Below are 19,108 nucleotides of genomic sequence, written 5' to 3'. Positions count from 1 at the left end.
TTAGCCTCTTTGCTGTACGTTAAGTAACTGCTGCCATATCGGCAATACGTGCTCCGGCGCATAATGCTGCCAGGCAAATGTAGCGCCCAGCTGCAATATTTTCTTTAAGCTTAATGGCTCTGCCAATAGCGCTTCAAGTTGAGTCAGCAACAAAGGCCAGTTGCCCACCTCTGCCAACAAGCACAGTTCTGCCGGTAACCACTCGGCTAGGGCACCATGTCGATACGCCAATACCAACCGCGACGTGGCTAACGCTTCCAGTACCGTGCGACCAAAAGACTCGGCTACCTGCGATAAATTTACTACGGCGTCCAACTGCGCCAACGCTTGCTCTGGCGCAGCAACATAACCTGCATAACGCACCAGGCCAGCATATTGCTGCATAAGCTGTTGCAGTGCAGCGCTATTGGGTCCAAATAGCACAAAGTCGACGGGCAAACCGCGGCCGTGTGCCTGTTCAGCCATGGCGAAAAAATCAGCGATGCCTTTTTTCGCGCTGTTGCTACTTATCATACCCAGTTGCAGCCTGCTGCCGTTGGGCCGGGCTGAACATTGGCGCAGTGCTGCAGACAGCGTATTGGGCAGCGTCACTGTGCGCTCGGGGCTGTTGACAAAGCATGCGACGGCAGCGGAATTAGCAATAACCACATCAGCATGTTGTTGTATGTGCTGTGCTACCTGGTTTGCTGTTGCAGCAAGCTGCCGACAGAGATCGGCATCGGTATCTGCCACTTCGCGCACATGCATAATGGTGCGTAACTGCAACTGCCTGGCTGCGACTAAGGGTTCATACAATACGCAGGTATTTTGGTATACCACATCAGCGTGCAGTTGCTGAAACAGCGTGGTGAAACACGCCAGTGTTGGCTGGCACAGCGCCCTATCAGCACGCCACCAACCATAAGGCAGCACCAGCAATCGCTGGCACCAAGGCATTAACTGCCGGATGTAATCCGGATTATTGGCACTGGGCAAAATCACCGTTAGGCTAAGTTGCAGCTGGCTTAGCTGCTGCAGTACATCGATCAGGCTGCGCTCAGCGCCGTATAATTCGCTAGCTGCAGCATGCGCGACCAGTACCATATGTTGTTGGCTGCCCGGTAATGTTTGCTGTTTAAGCCATATTGGCCCGCTTACTGGTTTGCCTGGCGTTAACCAATGAGCCAAAGCCTGCGCTAACGGCAGCTGCTGTGACAAGGCGTAACCAGACAAACTAAACCCGGGTAGAGGATCGCGCCCCTCCGCCGCGCCATGGTAAACAAAATGCTGCAACGGATTGGCACCGGCTTTAGCAACATCAGGATTGTTAGTCAGATACCAATCGCTATCAAACAGCTGCTTTTGCTCAAGTATCAACATCAGGTTATGTTGCTGCACCGCCTCGCTGCCCCTGCACATCCGCGGCGGTACTGCAAACGGCCGCTGCGTTAAGCTTGCCGGAATATACAGCGAGTCGGCCGCGTTATGCCATTGCATAGCTGCATTGCGATAATCGCAGCGTAAGCCATTAAACTGGGTACGCAGATGGGTGGCTTTGGTTTGGGTCAGGCTTTTAACGTCAGCCAGGCCAAAAGATAGCGGCAGGCCGGGTTTTACATCAACCACAGCCTGCTCTCCATAGTGCTTTAGGGTACGCAGCATATACTCGGTATCAGCCCCGACACTTACGCGGTCCCAAAAGCCCAGTTGTTTTACAACCCGTCGTCGGTATAACAAGGATGAGGTATTACGATAGGTCCAGCTGTCTTCTACCCGCCAGTGGCCAAACTGCAATGCGTCGGTGCACCTTACCCAATGCGAAATAGACGCCATGGCATTACGGTTAGCCTGTAACGCCGCTACCTGCAAGGCAATTTTCTGCGGATGCGACCAGTCGTCGCTATCATGCACGGTGATAAAACGACCACGTGCTGCCGACAAACCAATATTACGTACGGCATAAGCGCCCTGATTCACCGTCTGGCGCAGCAACGTAATGCGGCTATCCAGCGCAGCAATTTGCTGCACAATGTCAGCGGAGTTATCACTTGAGGCATCATCAACCACAATTATTTGCAGTTTGCGCCAGCTTTGCCGAAGCAGACTGTCAAGGGCATAGCCAATGGTTGCCGCCGCGTTGAAACACGGCACAATAACACTGACTAAGGGTTGCCATAAATCGCTTATTTTAGCTGGCAACGTGTTGGCTTTTAAGGTGCTAGCTTTTAACGTGCCAGCTTTTAACGTGCTAAGCAAAGCCCCACTGTCATCGGCCAGGCCCATTAATCCCTGTTGTTCAAACACCTGGCTTAAGGTGCGCAGTTTATCAGCGCCTTGCTGCAACATAGACGCTGCCAGTGCTTTATCAGTAGTTTGCGGCCAGTCTTCACGCTTAAGTAAAGCCATTGCCCGCTCTGGTTGCTTGCAGTTGATAGCAGCTGAAAACGCCAATAAAAACGGCCCTTGGTTTGCGAGTATTGCCAGTGCCGCCGGGTCATCCAACATAGTGTCTATTAACGGATAAACATCTTGCCAGCAATCAAAACTGCCATACCATCGAGCCAATACCCAGGCTGCAAGCGCGCTATGCAACGGTTGCTGCGCTGCAACCATTGCCTGCAAAGCAGCTAAGTCAGTGCGGGGGTCATCGGCTTGCCATAACGACAGGTCTAACCGCAGCGCCGGCAAATCACACGGCCAACGGTTTTCAAACCGGCCATGGTTAAGGTAGTGCTGCAGCGGTTCAACCCCAGCCGCCGCTACGTCAGGGTATTGCTGTAAATACCAATCTGCTTGAAAAACGCTATGAAAGGTCACTAAAGGCAAATCCTAGCATTGTAAAACATTGGCAAAATATAATAATTCTTCATAGACATATGCGTTGGTTCAACCAGCCTGCTGTAGCATACGGACGTGCTGACAAAGCGAAATAACCTTGTTAACCAAAACATAGTTGCTACCCTGTGTTTTTAACTGAGCAAATACCGCCTTTAGCACAGCTTCATCTACGACTTCCGGATATTTCATCAATTCTTTAACTGCCTGCAAGGCGACAGCATCGATGTCGTGTCTGGATTTATCTTCTAATTTACCCAGTATCACCCGTTGTTTCGCAGCTCTTGCGGCAAGCCAAGCCTGATTGTCAGCATTAATCGGAAATTTAACGCCATTTAACCGCGGATCAAACACTTCAAGTTCAGACTGTGCAGCTGCTTTATCAGCATTGTCCCGTTTCGTATCGTAAGGAAAACACGCCAGCAGCGGATTAAGACATGCAATAAAATCATTTTCCAACTTAACGACACTTACTTTGCCATAAGTGTTTAACTTCAAATCCATCAAATATGCAGACTGCAGAACACCAATACGTGGTGTTTTTTTGTTAAAACGATAAATATCCGAGCAATGCAGGCCATTTCTGAAATACAAATAATGTAAGTCGTACTTTTCCAAAGCAGACTCCCCAGGCAACGCAGCCAATCCATCCAACATAACAGACTTAAGTTGTGCTAGTGCAGAGGCGCCCCCAAACGAGCTTAGCGAATGCTGCCCCAAAAGCTGTTCAACAAATTCGTGAAGTTCCAGCCCGGCTAAAGACTCTAGATACGATCTTGAGTAATATGGTCTTAAACATATTTCACCAAAGAATCCGGTTACGTTAATCGTGTCTTTCAAGCTAATGGTTTGGCAATATGTATTCGTCGGATCGTAAGCATAATACACCCCTGCCAAATGGCTAAAACACTCATGCAGCAAATCTAAATTGCTGCACTGCGTAACTTCTTCATCTATATCATCATATTGGTAACCAAATGCGTTATTGATGGTTAGAGCAATTTTTTGGTCATCCGGCAATGACGCCGTATCACAGCTGTTTATTCGTGTTTTTTCCCGCCCACCGTTAACATTCGTCAGCGCACTGTAAACCGCTCGCGAATCCATGCCACCTGACAGGTCAACCAGCACATGTTTGAATCTTGGATGGTCAAAAATCGCCTGCAGATTTGCGACAACGTCTTTGCCGCCTTTTTTCAACAAATCAACATATTCTGCCGGAGAAATATCACGACGCTTCGAAGTTAAGATTCTGGCAACAGGTTTATTTTCCAGGTGCATTGCATTACCGCGGACAACTAAACGATTGTGTACCGGCAAAATTTTAACGCCTTGCACCAATGAGTCACTTGATAATGTTTGTTGAAATGGCTGGGTAATCCCAGACACTAAATGTGACAGAGCAACAGCTTTATTTATACGTAGATTAAAACCTAACGCTACCGCGGCGATGACAACTAAGTGGTGTCGGTTTGAGATTAATAACCCCTGTGCAGACTCCAGGTAATAAATTTTTTGCACACCAAAATAATCGTTAGACACAGTGATCTGGTCTTGTCCTACAATAACGGCACTAAAATCACCATACGCTGCTAGCATATCCAACTTATTACAGTCGCCGATATCGTCCTGGCCATAGATAAGTCGACCGTCAACAAAAGCGTTACCAGAAAAAACTGCTTTTACGCCATCGAATTTAGCACTGCCCAAGCTACTATATAAAGCCGAACAGTGATCAGTTTTTAGATACTCGTGCCTAAGAGAGAGCGGTATAGTAGGCACAGGACCGTTCATGGTTTGAACGAGCAAAAAACTCTGATGTGGGTAATCTGCGTCCACAAAATTTAGATCCAGCAAACTGTTAATCGCTGACATATCCCCTGATTTGAGCTGAGCCCAGCTTTGCTCAAATTCTGCATTGAAAAAATCAACACCATCCGAAAAGCTGTTGCGTTTTTCTCCGCCAATCTCAATAAAACCTCTGACGCGATAATTGCCGGTTTCGGTTAATGTCCAGCGATGAGAAGAAATATCAGACCAGCCGTGTTTTGCAATAGTGCTGCCATTTTTCACCAAATAAAAAAAGTATTTAGCTTTAATGCCGACCTCGTTTTCACCTGCATGAATCTGACAGCTCAGCACATTTTCGTTAAGCGTAATATTGGTACCAAAAACCATGCGTTGTGATCGCGGTTTGCTACTCGAAAATAGCTCTTTTAAAATGTTAAACATATCTGCTCCTTGATGTGGCCTTCTACTTGCGCCTATAAATAACCTGCGCGTAATCACTGCACGAGTATGGCAACTGCTAAATTAAACGTTAATCAGCAATCATTAAATCTCGTCATAAAGCGCACGTACATGCTGAACAAAAGCGCTGACATTGTAATGACGCTCAATAAAGCTAATACCAGTTTGCTGTAGCTGCTGATAAGCTGCTTTGTCCTGCGTTAGCTGCCAGATTTTGCTCACTAAGGCATTTGTATCCGGGGTGATCATCTGGGGTGGATAAACATACTCACAGCCGGTCCATTGCTTTACCAATCCCACCGCACCAGCGGCATAGGCATCGGCTACAGCAAGGTGGAAACTTTCAAAACCTGGCAGCTCACGCATCGACTCGCTTACCGACAGCACAAAACCCACCTGATGTTGCGCCATCGCTTTCTTTATATCGGCAAAGCCAACATGTTCAACGGCGTCAGTTAAGCCTAAATCGCGAATATGTTGTTCGCAATCGGCAAAATACGCCAGTTCGTCAGGGTGATTTTTTAGCCAGGGCAACTCTGCCGGCGCCTTGCCAAAAAGCTTCAACCGGTAACGGCTATCTTTTTGTCGCAGCTCTGCCAATATCTGCAAGGCGTGCAACAGGCCTTTTTTGGCAGGCACATAGCCTATCATCGCCAAGGTAAAACGGCTGTCGGCAAAACTCACCTGATCGTAGCCTGCCACATCAACAAAATTGGGCAGCAACCTCACCTTTTGCCGTGGTATGGCGGGGAAACGCTCCATTAAACGCTCAAAAAACAACACTGAAACCGCGGTTATCGCATCCACACCTGACAGGTTCAGCTGCTCACCAAATTCCCGGCTTAGCTCAAACCGATGCATCCGGCATACTAACTTCTGTTGTGGCGTTTTGTGCTTGCTGTACCACACCGCATTGCCCAACAGCCACTCACACCAAATGTAATCGGCCTGCGCTAACTGCTGCAAACTATGGCTTTCATCATGGCTATTATGGCCACGCCACTCGTCCGTTATCACGGTGAAATAGTGCCCTAGTGCCGTTAACACCGGCTGAATAAACTTCAAATCGTAACCGGCGATCAGCAAGCGCGGTTTGCACAATGCAGAAAAACCAGCAAAGTCGCTATTTAACAGTGTTTGCAATAACTCACGGTTACGGGGTATGTAATTAAACGTGGCGATAAGCGGCCAGTTTTGTCGGATAAAATCGGCAAATTGCAGAAATAACGCTTCATCTATGTCATAGCGATTGCGAAATACCAAACTGGCAAGCACGGCTTGTAAGCCTTTTTGCAACCGTAAGGCAAAGTAATCTACGCCCGCCAGCGCCAAAGCTTGCTGCACACCTTGCCAAACAATGAGATGATTGCGTAATTCACGGGCGCCATAAGACTGTGTGCTGGAGGCTACAAAAGAGCGGCGCTGGTTATAAATATAAGTGGGGTGAGAAAGGTATTCTACCTGCTCTGCCACGCTTAACACCTGAGCCAGAAAATAACTGTCTTCGCCCATGCGCAGGGCTTCAGGCCAGGTAATAGTATGCTGTTGCAACAGGCTACGTTTAATCAGGCTACAGGGTATCGTGCTTTGGTGGGCAATAATGGCAGCAATTCGCTGCTGTCGGGTTAAGTTGGCTTGCCAGTTATGAACTTTGTTCATCTCAAGCTGCTCACGGCCGGTATCGGCTATCAAATAACCCCGGACAATACAGGCGTTGGTTTGCAGCGCATGCTGATAATGCGTGTTTAACGTATCGGGGAAAATTTCATCGTCACTGTCGAGAAAAAATACATAGTCACCCCGTGCCTGGCTCAAGCCAAGATTACGTGGTGCCGATGGCGAGCCCGAATTTTGCGGCAACTGCAATACCCGCCAGTTTTGCCGGTTTGCCGTTTGTTGTTGCAGTAGCGATAAGGTGTTGTCTGTTGAGCAATCGTCGACAAAAATCACCTCAAACTGGCCGGCATTAAATTCAATGGCAGCCAGTGCGCTTAAACAGCGCTCAATTTTTCCTACCGCGTTAAAGCACGGCACTATTACTGATATTTGCATACTTTTCCTTTACAGCCGTAGCACCGTTACCTGTTCAGCAGCCAGTAAACTATCCAGCCACAATGGCCAGCTGCTACCCTGCATCAGTAAAGTACTTTCGGCTGTTTGCTGTGCCTGTTGCAACGGCTCAAGCATACCCGCCGGTGTGGCATAGCCTTGGTCTAAATAACTCAGGTGCGGCAGCGCCTGGCCAAACCAGGCCGCATCAGGAAGCTCTGCAGGCCGAGCAACAACCACATAGCGGCTGGTTATCGGTGCATAGCGCTGAGCCAGGGCATAATGCCGGGCAAAGTGCAGCGCACTCACACTAATGCCAAAACGGTTATAGCGCTGGTACAACACACTAATACTGTCGGGCGCAAACACCTCACTGCATAGCAGCAATAAACGGGCTTCAGTGTCGCGGCCAAACTGTTGTTCAAAGCGGCTTACTGCCATAGCGGCCTGCGCTTCACTGTCGATCAACGCGCACCATGTCAGGCTGTTATCAGACGCCGTAGTGTTATAGCCAATGCAACGCAACATATAGTGCCAGCGCTGGGTATAGGTGTGTTCAGTAAGCACCTTGTGCAGTGCTTGTTGGCGCATTTTATTTATGCTGGCGCTATCCAGGCTGCCAAGCCGCTTCGGCTCACGATCAGCAAACACCACCAACTCACCAAACATCTGCTCAACACCCCGTGAATAATTTGAGATGACTAACGTATTAGACGACATCAACTCGAACACCCGGCGGGCAAACATGGTTTCAGAATCGGTTACGGTATTAAAATTCAAGCCAAAGGTCGACGATTTATACACCGCGGGCATGTCACTATGCGGCAACCCCGGCTTTACATAGGGTAAATACTGCTGTGGCCATTTATGCAGCGGGTCAGGGTCGCCGTGGTAGCGGTCGTAAATCTCCGGTTCATAGCCTTGTGCAATCAGCGCATCCAACACCTGCGTCATTACCGCGGACCGCTCAATATGGTTAGCATACCAGCTACCGGCAAACACCACTTTATTGCTGCGCTGTGCTGTGGTCAGCGGATTAAACAACCGCGGGTTGGTAGCAAACGGCAACGCAAAAGCATGCTTTACGCCATAATCGCTTTTATAACGCGCAACGCATTCTGCCGCCGAGGTAAAAACGTAGTCAAACAGCACGGCGGTTTTGACAAAATCGTGTTTACGATCAGTGTAGTGTGTTGGGTCTTCTTTATTCCAGAATAACGTTGGGATCTTGTGCTGCTTGCAGTACGCCAGAATATCAAACAGCACCTGGCGGTTTTCATGCTTAAAGTTTTCGCTGGCGTAAACTTTGCCTTTCCACGGCCGGGTTACCGGGTCAATACCTGACCAGGCCGACTCACAGAAAAATAGCTCTGGTTTTTGTGCAGCAAACACCTCACGCCAATTATCCGGCGTAAACGTAATTGCATTAAACTCATCGCGAAAGCTGTTGTAGGTAAACTCATCCGCTAACAAGGCCACGTTTAGCTGGTTTGCTGACTTAAGTTGATTAACAACCTCGCCAGGTAAAGTTGGTACCGGCCGCACTTTGTCTGGTAACCAGCTGGGTACAATAGCGTTGCGCACCTGTATCTGCTTACCTTGCCACGGGCGAAGGGTTAAGCGCAGCAACGCAGCCGCAGGCGGTACCGGGATAACAAAAACATCATCTTTTTGCCTGGCCGACACCACGTAGCGATACCATTTGCCAAAAACAGATGAAAACCGAAGCGGGCCACAGTGTGTAAGCGTCATCACCTTGCCTTTGGCATCTACCAGCTCAGCCAGCAGCAAACCACAGGTTTTGTCATCATCACTGTGCAATCGCAGGGCTAACTGTAGCTGCGATGTTTTAGTAAACAACGGTAGCGTCACACAAACTTGTTGCGTTTCGTTTAGCGCGAGCATTTCATCAGCACCAGACAACTGATTTATCAATAGAAAGTTATTCGGTTTGCGCCCTTCTGCCCTACCATGCTGTAAAAAATGCACAAACGGATTAGCGCCACTTTTGGCTACATCAGCATTTGATTGCAAATAATACTGGCTATCAAACCAGGCTACCGGTTGGCGACCTTCTTTAGAGCCAAATTGCAAATAATGCATTGCCGGTTGCTGGCGCCAGCGTTTATCAGCAGCAACATCAGGGTTTTGTGCTAAATACCAAATCGCATCAAACTGCCCTTGTTGCTCCATTAAACGTGCCACAGGGTGTGGTGGTGGCAGGCGTAATTCCGGTTTACCCGTTAACTTACGCACCAACTTTCGAGATATTTTAAACATGCTTTCACGCTACCACTTTAGGTGTCTCTTCTATTTGTAAATGCGCGATTAAACGCGAACTCATACTCTCAAGCGCATAGCGCTGGTGGATCCAATCATGCAGCTGTTGCGTTGTCTCAGATGGCTCAGCTGCACCAGGCTGTATTGACAACTGTTTTATGTGGGCACAGGCCGTGGCCACATCTTCAACACACCATGCTTCGGGGTACAACGTAGCTGCCCCCTCCCAGTTAAAGACCACAGGCTGACAACCACAGGCAGCCCCTTCAGCCACACTGTAATGGAAGCTCTCAAAATCGCTGGTCGAGAGAATAACATCCAACTGCTGATACCACTGTGGCATATCATCGCCATGGCCATCAAAGTGCACGGCACCTTGTAATAAGGGGTCTTGCTCAATGCGGGCAAACTGCTTATCAAACCAGGCCATTTCGTCCGGGCGATGTGCTTGCATCCAGGCAAAATCGGCCGGCAATTTACCTTTAACCCGCAGTACATAACCGGTATCTGTTTTTCTTAATTCAGCCAAAATATCCAGCGCCCGATCAAATCGCTTTGATTTTGGCACAACCCCCGCAAAGCCCAAAACCTTATTCATACCCGCTTTTCGTGCTAGTGGCGCAAACCGCGACGTATCAACAGCGTTATGTAACACGGTAGTCCGTTTAGCACTATCCGGTTTTAATTGTATTGCCTGCTGACGAATATGCTCTGCAACAACAAATACCTGGTCAAAAGCATTAAACCTCAGTTTTTCAAATAACTCAGAGCGCAATTCTTGCGAATGCAGCCGGCCAAATAAGCGCTGCGACGGTAGCTTGTGCCTGGTATACCACAGTGCATTACCCAGCATCCATTCACAAAATATGATGTCGGCCTGTTTTAATAACTGCAGACTTTGCACTGCATCGTGTTGCTGATGGCCTTGCCATTGATCAATTAACAGGTTAAAACCGGCCTGCTCTAACGCCGGATAAAATGGCGCAATAAATTTCAAATCATGCCCGGCAATTAACAGGTTTCTCTTGCGAGGTGGCAAGGATAACGTTGGGCTAACAACGGGTTTTCGAATCAATAAACAGGTGCTCTGCTTACTGTTTTTTGCAATCTGCGTCAGAAGCGTTTGTTCGTCGGCTTGTTGCAACAGTGCTGGGCTTGCACTAAACGCGGTTAAACTAAAATCGGGCTTGCCAACCAAGGTAGTTAACCCCGGCCAACTGCCTGCCATAGGTTCGGTGTCGCGGCAAAAAGCGGCTGTACTGTATGGCGAATACAGCGTGCTAAGTTGCAAATCCAGGAAGTCATTGTGTTCAGCTTGACACAAAATTTCTGCATTTCTGGCCACGATTAACAGCGCAGCAGTCTCTATTGGCTTGGCTAAAGCGGTTTCAATACCCTGTTGTTGCAGCAACTGTTTAGCTGCCTCCTGCCACTGAACGGCAAGCACACATTGTGGCGGTTCACTTTGCATCAGCAAGGCTTGTGCAGCCTGTAGCGTCATGTTGGGTACCAGTACCCATACTGGCATCGGCGTTGGTGCGCCCAGCGTTATTCCGGCAGTACGCAACATAAGGCAAAGCCGATGTGCCGCAGTATGCGCCGTATACACCTGGCGCACACCGTCAAGCCCGGCATGCCAACGAGCGCTTGGGTTTTGCAGGATTTGCAGCGCCGCCTTGGCCTGAGTATTGTCATCAGCAAAAAACACGCCCTTACCGGCATAGGCCTGCATAGCCTGTCCACTTGCACTTAATACCGGTGTACCCGATGCAGCTATTTCCATAACACGTCGGGAAAACATGGTTGGCGAGTCTGCTACAGAATTGACATTAATGTGCACCGGGTGTGCTTTATAGGCTTGCACCATTTGCGGGTAACTTAAGCCGCCTTGTACATAAGAGGCCAAATTATCAGGAAAACGATAAGGCGAAGCGGGATTATCATGTTGGCGATCATACAAGGTAAGCCCGCACTCAGACGCCGCTTGCAGCAAGGGTAATAACGCTGCGGTGCGCTTCGCGTATCGCTCGCCATAATAACTGCCACCATAAGCAACAGTATCTTGCCAGGCTACGCTTGCAGGCAGTGGGTTATGTAAGGCTGGCGAAGCAAAAAACGCCATGCTACTTACGGTACTAATCTCCCTGGCAGCTAAATTTAAGTAACGATGCAAGCAGTCTGCATCGGAGCTAAACACGTGATCGAAAAAAGCCGCATTTGCCGCAAAACGGTCAAAATGTACCGGATCTTCTTTATTCCAAAACAATGACGGGATCTGGTGTGCACGACAAAACGTTAGCATGTCACGCAATGCGGCACTGCTAGTATCATCATAATGGCCTATCATCCGATGCCACTGCCCGCTGTTACCATTCCAGGCCGACTCAACCAACAAGGCATCAACTTTGGTGTTGCTAAGTAGCTGATGCCAGTTTTGCGGCGTAACACAAATAAGCTCAGCCGCATCGGATAACGCCGTTAAACTGAACTCATCCGCTATTACCGCAATAACCGGCTTGCTTTTGCCAGGTTTATTTGGCGTTGCGTTATGTTGTTGTATCAGCGGCTGAATCGTATCGCGGTATTGCTGTGTTACCGCCTGCCACGTGCGATGCTGGCGTATCCAGTTAAGTGCTGCACTACCCAGCGTCTCACGTCTGCCACTATCAGCAAGGCTATACTTCAGCGCACTGGCAAGCGATCTGGCATCGTCATGACGGCATAACACCGCCCGTTGATGCAACCTAACCCCGGTATCGTCATCTAAAATCTGCTTAGCCGCGCCGGCAAACTCGTAATGCGGTGAAACATCAGATAACACCAGCGTTTTCGCCATCGCCATCGCTTCTAACGGTTTAAGCGCCGACACCACTTCCGTTACCGCACTTTTGCGTCGCGGAATGGGCATAACATCCATATTGCTAATAAACCTGGCGACATCGGCAAACGCTACCCGGCCGGCAAACCGGCAGTAGCGGCTGATATTCAGCTGCTGCGCTTGCAGTTTAACCTGCTCCAACACGGCGCCATCGCCCAGCAATACAAAAACAAAACTCTCGCCCTGGCGAGCCAAAATGGCCAGTGCTTCCATTAGCACATCTAAGCCTTCATAGCCTACAGCACTGCCAGCATAACCAATAACTAAGGCATCATCCGAAATGTCCAGTTGCTTGCGCACATTGCTGTCCGCTTCGCGTGGATAAAACACACTGCAATCTACTGCGTTTGGCGCTAAGTTCACCGGCGTGTTCACACCTGCTTGTGTCAGCACTTTACTCAGCTCATCGGTCAGCGTAAAAACATGATCAGCTTCTGCCGCCACCAGCAGTTCAAGTTGATGCTCTAACTGAAACCGCTCTGAACTGGCCCAATCCGGGCGTAAAGAGCCCTTAGTCAGATGCCATAAGCCACGCAGTTCATAAACAAATGGAATACCCAACCGCCGTGCCGCAATAAGGGCCGGTATAGCAGTAACATGATTTGATGCCGCGATAATAAGCCCGGCACGGCTATGCTGCGCTTCACGGCAAAAATGGTCGGCGGTGATAGCAATATAACTTGCCAGGCCAACGTCTTCTATATGACTGCCATTATAGGCGGTGTAGCAAATACCATCGATGTGTTGTTTGTGGTAGCTTGTCGCCGCCATAATGTCTTGCGTATCCCAGGGGAACCCGGGGCGCGTCGCAACGTTAACCTGCCACCCTGCGCCAGCTAGCCCCATCGCAATACCGTGTGAGCGCGTGGCATAACCGTTTGTGACATAGGGTAAAGACTGATGCAAACAATACAAAACGGCATTGGCGCGCGGTGTATACAAAGCATCCGGTTGGCGTTTAGGGATCGTTATACCCTGCTTAACCTGATATAAGCCCAGCACCTGTTGTCCTAAACGCAATTGCTCAGGGGTGCAGGCTTGTTGTAATAAGCGTTCCAGCCTGGAGCGCACAAAGGTCACCTCACCTTTATTGTAAAAATAGTGGTTAATGTAATTCCACTGTTCCAGCAACAGGGCTTGTTTATTGTCTTGGTATAACCGCATCTGCTGCAGATACACCTTAGCAGGTGCTTTTAAGTAAAAACCACGCACACAAATAGCAACAGCGACACAGTTGTCCGGTAACTGCCAGGATACAATTTGCTTATCGCGGCCCTGGCTGTCAGGTAAGTAAACAAAGTGGCTGTCGAACACATCAGACCAACTCAGCCCGGCACATGGCATTGTTAAGAGCTCAGCGGCGCTATTGCTCAGTTTAATCAACAATACCGCTTTGCGGCTTTTTTCTGCGCCGGTGGCTTCATAACGCACTGCACCATGCACGGCAATCGTGCTTAGCGGAGCAACATTAAACTGCTGCCACGCGGTGTTATCGTCAACAAGCCGCCAGCTATCCGCATTGTCGCCGCCAGCCATTATCGGCTCTGCCTGCTGCTGTGGCCGCTGTAATACCCGGCTTAATTTAAGTTGCTGAGCATTAAGCCGGCTTTGCATAGCGCCACCGCTTAACAGTTGTGCCAGCTGCGGCACCAACTGAGCATCAGTTAGCGGCCACTTAATAGCCTGTGGTACATCTGTTACATTGCTGTCGGACAAAACTAACGCACAACCAGCCAGCAGCGAGCTTGACAATATTGGCACCGTGTCGGCTTGATACAGCCGTAAGTCGGCCAGTAATGGCAAGCCAAGTTTAGACGCCACCTGTGTTGCTGCAGTGAGCAAATACTCAGGTAGCAATGCGACTAAAACAGTAGGTTTATATAACGCAACAGATTGCGCCAGCGACGTTACGTTGTCGGGTACTAACCCTAACTGCATATAGTAGATAAAATCGTGTATCGGATCTGTTTCGTTAACGACGGCACCACAGCAGTCAAACACCAGCACCTCGGCGCCAACGGCTTGCCACTGCTTAGCTGCAGCATGCAAAAAAGCAGCATAGTGATCAGCCACCGGCGCACTCATGACAGAGTGATTGGCCAATATAATCACACGCTGGCAAATAGACGTTGCCGGTTGCACCTTAGCGGTTGTCATGTCTGTTTACCCTTAACGCAACAACCCAACAGCATCCACCACTGCCGCATGTTTAGCCAACTCAGCAGTAATATCAGCAAACGGGCTGTGCCGCACCAATACGCAGATAACATCAGCCGACAACGCTGTTTTAGCATCGGTGAGCACAACTTCAGGTTTTGCCAAAGACGTGGGTAAGGTTTTAATATTTGGCTCAACCACCAGCAACTTACAGCCAACGCCCGCAAGCTGTTTGGCTATATCCAACGCCGGGCTTTCTCGCAAATCATCAATATCGGGCTTAAATGCCAAGCCCAGCACAGCGACAGTCGCGTGTGCGCGGCCTAAAGCAGGGTTAGCTTTGTGCCAATTGTCTAGCTGTTGCTGCACTTTAGCTAACACCCACTCGGGCTTACTGTCATTCACTTCGCGTGCCATACGAATAATACGTGCCTGTTCAGGGCAAGAGTCGACAATAAACCACGGATCAACCGCGATACAGTGGCCACCCACACCGGCGCCAGGCTGTAAAATATTTACCCGGGGATGCCGATTTGCCAACGCGATAAGCTCCCACACATTAATGTCCAGCTTATCGCAAATCATTGACAGCTCATTGGCAAAGGCAATGTTAACGTCGCGAAAGCTGTTTTCTGTCAGTTTCGCCATCTCGGCCGTGCGGGCATTGGTAATGACGCAATCGCCTTTAACAAACACTTTATACAAATTCACCGCTGCCGCCGAACAAGCGGCTGTCATACCACCGATAACGCGATCGTTTTGCACCAGCTCACGCAAGACATGGCCTGGCAGTACACGCTCCGGGCAGTGGGCAATACGAATATCAGACGTCTCACCATGGCTTTGTGGAAAGGTTAAATCTGGCCGCTGCTCTGCCAGCCATTGCGCCATTTGTTCAGTCGCGCCTACTGGCGAAGTCGACTCTAGAATCACCAGGTTGCCTTTCGCCAATACTGGCGCTATCGCCTTGCAGGCCGCTTCGATATAGCTCAAATCGGCAGCATGGTTATCTTTAAACGGTGTAGGCACCGCAACAATAAATGCATCGGCCGGCTCGGCCACTAAGGTGGCCTTTAAAAAGCCGTCGCTCACCACAGAGCGCACCACGATATCTAAATCGGGTTCAACAATATGAATTTCACCACGGTTAATGGTATCAACCGCTTTTTGGTTAACATCGACACCAATCACTTTTATCTTACGCGATGCAAATATGGCTGCCGTTGGCAAACCAATATACCCCAATCCTATTACCGACAGTGTCGACATTGTCATGCTGTTCTCCATGCAAAAAATGGCAATTTTATTATTCGGCGCCGCAATAAAACAGCGCCAGCTCCTGCTTAATAATCAATGCAGCACTGCGCTGCTGCGCAACCCGCACCGCACCATTGTCGGACAGTCGCAAATACAACGACGGGTCCCGCACCAAGGCTAATACTGCCTCAGCCAATGCCTGCGGCGATTCTGGGTCACATAGCATAGCGCTGTTGCTATCACAAAACTCCGGCACTGCAGCCACGGCATTAGTCACCGCAACCAAGCCAGACGCCATAGCCTCATCTCTTGACACGCCCTGGCTATCCCAGCGTGTTGGGCATAAAAATACACCATATTGTTTATGCACGGCGGCAATTTGCTGCTGGGTTAAAAAGCCACGCTGTAATCTCACGTTTTTCAAGCCCACTAACGGTGCTGTAACCGCCTCAAATTGCGGGCCGTCACCCATTACAGCAATATTAAACTGATCAAAGCCGGGTTGCTTGCTTAATATTACCAGCGCCGCAACCGCAAGGTCGTTAGCATACTGTGCCGAGCTGAACGGACGCAGAACAAGGATTTTCTTTCTGTCACCTAACTGCTTAGGCTGATACTGAAATAAATGGGTATCTATCGGGTTTGGCAGTATCTGATATTGCGCACCAGGCAATGGCGTTGGCAATGCCAAATCAGCCATCACCTCTTCGGCAAAATGCTGCGAGACAAAAATAAGCTTCAGCAAAGCAGGGCAAGGTTGCAATACACTGCGCCAAAATTGCAGTCGTTGTTCGCTTTGCGCTTGCGCCTTGGCAAAACTGGCCTCATCGGGGTAATTATACTTGCGTCGCTCTGCGCTGTGTATTTCAGCACCGTGCAGCCATACGGTTACAGGCACCTTTGCCACAACCTGTTGTAAGGTGCGCCACATGGCACTATCTAAAAAGTGTACAAGTACATGCTTATACAGCCCGTCACGCAACGCGGGCAAAAGTAAACTGGGGCAGCCGGTTGTAACATTAACACCGTCAAACTGATGTATGCTCAGCGGCGCATTGGGCCGGCTACGAAACACGTCAACCTTTACGCCCTGCGCCGCATAGCCCTTTACCCGGCTATGAACAAAGGCATTGCGATACAACGAATCATCCGACGGATAATGGTTGGTGATCAGCAAGTAGCCGCTGGCCGGCTTGGGCATTATGGCGTCTAAAGCCTGGTGCGAAAAACGCACTGCATTTAGCGTAATCGCCACCTTACCACTGCATCGGAAACCCAATTTAATCGAGCTACATTTTGCCGGTAATTGCAGGGTTAAATTGGTCGCCGGCGCAAAGAACTCATGTGCTAGCCGGTTACCCTCTGCGTCAAGATAAAGCAGCACCAGCAACACATTATCGCTAAAATCGGCATCAACAAAAACCGGCAACACCGCATCGCTATGCTCATCAGTTTGCTGCGGCCGTAAATTCGACGCTAATAGAGTGTGTGTGGCATATAAGTATTGATGCTTACCGGCAGTCAGCTCTGCTCTGAGCTGAAAAGCCGCATCAGCTAAGGTAAAGCTTATGCCCGCAGCACTGGCTTGATCAAACAGCATCGCGATTGCCGGAGCCGACAACGACCCGGAGTGCTTATAAACGGGCGGAACAAAGCCATCTAATAGCAGCTGGTAATCGTTATCAGGGGCTTGGTCAGCCTGATAATGCTGCGCCACCGTCTCGGCGTTTAGCGACGCGTGCTTTTGTTGATATAACTGCTTATGCCAACTACGCACACCGTGGTTGGTCTGTAACTGATTGCCATGCTGCTGGTAAATATCGGCAGTTAAATTATTGCCATCATAACGCTGATACAGCACAGGGTAACGATACCAGGGCGCCGCATTTCGGCCATACACAGATTTTAAGCGGTCAATAAACTCGCTATCGGCATTCTTACAAAGGTTTTCATAGTAACCCAGCTTCTGATGAAGCGTGATGGCGGCACATAACGTTGCTGAACCATAACGCTCAGACAAGCCCTCTAAACTAAATAACTGCCCTGCACTGTCAATACGCACCATGTCAGCAATACAAACATCAGTAGCCGGGTGTTGCTGCAGTTGCGCCACCTGATACAACGCCCGGCAACTGCTACTAATATCATCTGCATCCTGCACCAAATAGTAGCCGGCATGATCCTGCCAATGCTTAATAATACGGTTACGAATCACATAAGTGCCTACACCACCACTGTTTTCAAAGCGTATAGGCAAACTACAAGGTGCAAGCGCTTGAAATTGCTGTAACCGCAGCACTGAGCCATCAGTACTAGCATCATCAATAATATGTAGCGCAACCTTGCTATAGGTTTGCATTGCCACGCTATACACCGCTTGATGCAAATACGCAGCCTTGTTATACAGTGACATAGCAAACACTGCGACACCAGTTTGCTCCGGCATCTGCCAGGCACCCGCAGGTAAAAGACGCAGGCTTAGCACCATTCGTGGCACGGCTAATTGCTGCCAATGCTGGCTATCAGCCTGCTGCGCGGGCAGTAAATCAAACAACACCGTGCTGCCATCATCGCAACGTAAACTAACAGGCAGTATGCCGGCGTTAATATCAATGTCAGCCCCTGCAGTTAACTGCCAACAACGCGCAATACTGCCTTGTAACACATCCCCCTGATAAAGCGGCAAGGTTAAAAAGGTATCTAGTCCGCCAAAACGCTGCACACCGGCGGCACTAACAAATAATGCCTGCTGCGTTAGCGTCGGCGCTATTTGTGCGTTGGCACTTAATGCCACATCGTCGATGCGGGCTTGTCCAGCTAACAAAGCCGGTAACATTGCGCCGGGCAAACAAAAAGCGGGTAAGGTGCAACTGCGGAAACTGGCGGTCGCGGCCACTGCCACCGAATCATTGGCACAAGTGGTTATAACGCCGGATGACAGAATATTATCGGGTAATGTCGGTTGCTGCCAACAGCCTTGCAACGCGGCAATATCACTGCCGGGCTGTAATAGCGTTAACCAAACAATGGCATTGGGTAAACACTTCACCGCATCAAGCGCATCTGTCACCAACAAGTGCTCCGCCGTGCTAATTAGCACGCGCTCAAACACCCCGGCTTTAAGTGCCTCCAGCATGTCGGCATCTGCAAAAACTTGCGTTACACTGCCCCCTGCCAACAACACACTTAGCCCATCTGCTTTAGCCTGGACTGCTAAAGCAACAGCAGCAGTACTGCTGGCTTGAGGGCTGAGCACAAGGGCCAACCATTGCACTGGCGCCTTGTCAGATGGTTTTGACATTACAGCCTTAGGAGTGACAAAAAAATAGTGTGGGCATCATAATAGAAAACCACACTGCAGTTCAACGCAGGCCAGAGCTTTTAAGCCCTCCAGTCGCGAATTCCCCTAAATCAAATCCCTAA

General features: G+C 49.5%; 7 protein-coding genes. All 7 read right to left on the bottom strand.

Annotation, left to right across the window (positions count from 1 at the left end; genetic code table 11):
• Positions 1-2,796 (bottom strand): glycosyltransferase, encoded by a 2,796-nt coding sequence (locus I4W93_RS02000; RefSeq protein ID WP_205310102.1) that lies wholly within the window; start codon positions 2,794-2,796, stop codon positions 1-3.
• 69 nt (positions 2,797-2,865) lie between these two features.
• A complete protein-coding gene (locus I4W93_RS01995) occupies positions 2,866-5,046 on the bottom strand; it encodes a hypothetical protein (RefSeq protein WP_205310103.1) in 2,181 nt (726 codons plus the stop codon).
• Positions 5,047-5,148: 102 nt separating this feature from the next.
• Positions 5,149-7,116: a glycosyltransferase gene (locus I4W93_RS01990; RefSeq protein WP_205310104.1), complete on the bottom strand. Its 1,968-nt coding sequence runs from the start codon at positions 7,114-7,116 to the stop codon at positions 5,149-5,151.
• 9 nt (positions 7,117-7,125) lie between these two features.
• Positions 7,126-9,393, bottom strand: coding sequence for a CgeB family protein (locus tag I4W93_RS01985; protein ID WP_205310105.1), 2,268 nt, complete (start codon positions 9,391-9,393; stop codon positions 7,126-7,128).
• A gap of 4 nt (positions 9,394-9,397) precedes the next feature.
• The gene (locus I4W93_RS01980) at positions 9,398-14,428 is read right to left on the bottom strand and encodes a glycosyltransferase (RefSeq protein ID WP_205310106.1); all 5,031 of its coding nucleotides are present in this window, start codon (positions 14,426-14,428) and stop codon (positions 9,398-9,400) included.
• Positions 14,429-14,440: 12 nt separating this feature from the next.
• Entirely contained in the window at positions 14,441-15,703 is a 1,263-nt protein-coding gene (gene wecC / locus I4W93_RS01975) for a UDP-N-acetyl-D-mannosamine dehydrogenase (protein WP_205310107.1), read from the bottom strand.
• 31 nt (positions 15,704-15,734) lie between these two features.
• On the bottom strand, positions 15,735-18,986 hold the full coding sequence (locus tag I4W93_RS01970) for a glycosyltransferase (protein ID WP_205310108.1): 3,252 nt from the start codon (positions 18,984-18,986) through the stop codon (positions 15,735-15,737).
• Positions 18,987-19,108: the final 122 nt, after the last annotated feature.

The organism is Rheinheimera maricola (genome assembly GCF_016918075.2).
GTDB lineage: Bacteria > Pseudomonadota > Gammaproteobacteria > Enterobacterales > Alteromonadaceae > Alishewanella > Alishewanella maricola_A.
Note: the sequence above shows the minus strand (reverse complement) of the source record. Positions and strands in the feature narration are given on the sequence as shown.

Excerpts from the sequence above, each read along its gene's own strand:
- I4W93_RS01990 (WP_205310104.1), bottom strand. The coding sequence starts at position 7,116 with ATGCAAATATCAGTAATAGTGCCGTGCTTTAACGCGGTAGGAAAAATT.
- I4W93_RS01995 (WP_205310103.1), bottom strand. The coding sequence starts at position 5,046 with ATGTTTAACATTTTAAAAGAGCTATTTTCGAGTAGCAAACCGCGATCA.
- I4W93_RS01980 (WP_205310106.1), bottom strand. The coding sequence starts at position 14,428 with ATGACAACCGCTAAGGTGCAACCGGCAACGTCTATTTGCCAGCGTGTG.
- wecC (WP_205310107.1), bottom strand. The coding sequence starts at position 15,703 with ATGACAATGTCGACACTGTCGGTAATAGGATTGGGGTATATTGGTTTG.
- I4W93_RS01970 (WP_205310108.1), bottom strand. The coding sequence starts at position 18,986 with ATGTCAAAACCATCTGACAAGGCGCCAGTGCAATGGTTGGCCCTTGTG.
- I4W93_RS01985 (WP_205310105.1), bottom strand. The coding sequence starts at position 9,393 with ATGTTTAAAATATCTCGAAAGTTGGTGCGTAAGTTAACGGGTAAACCG.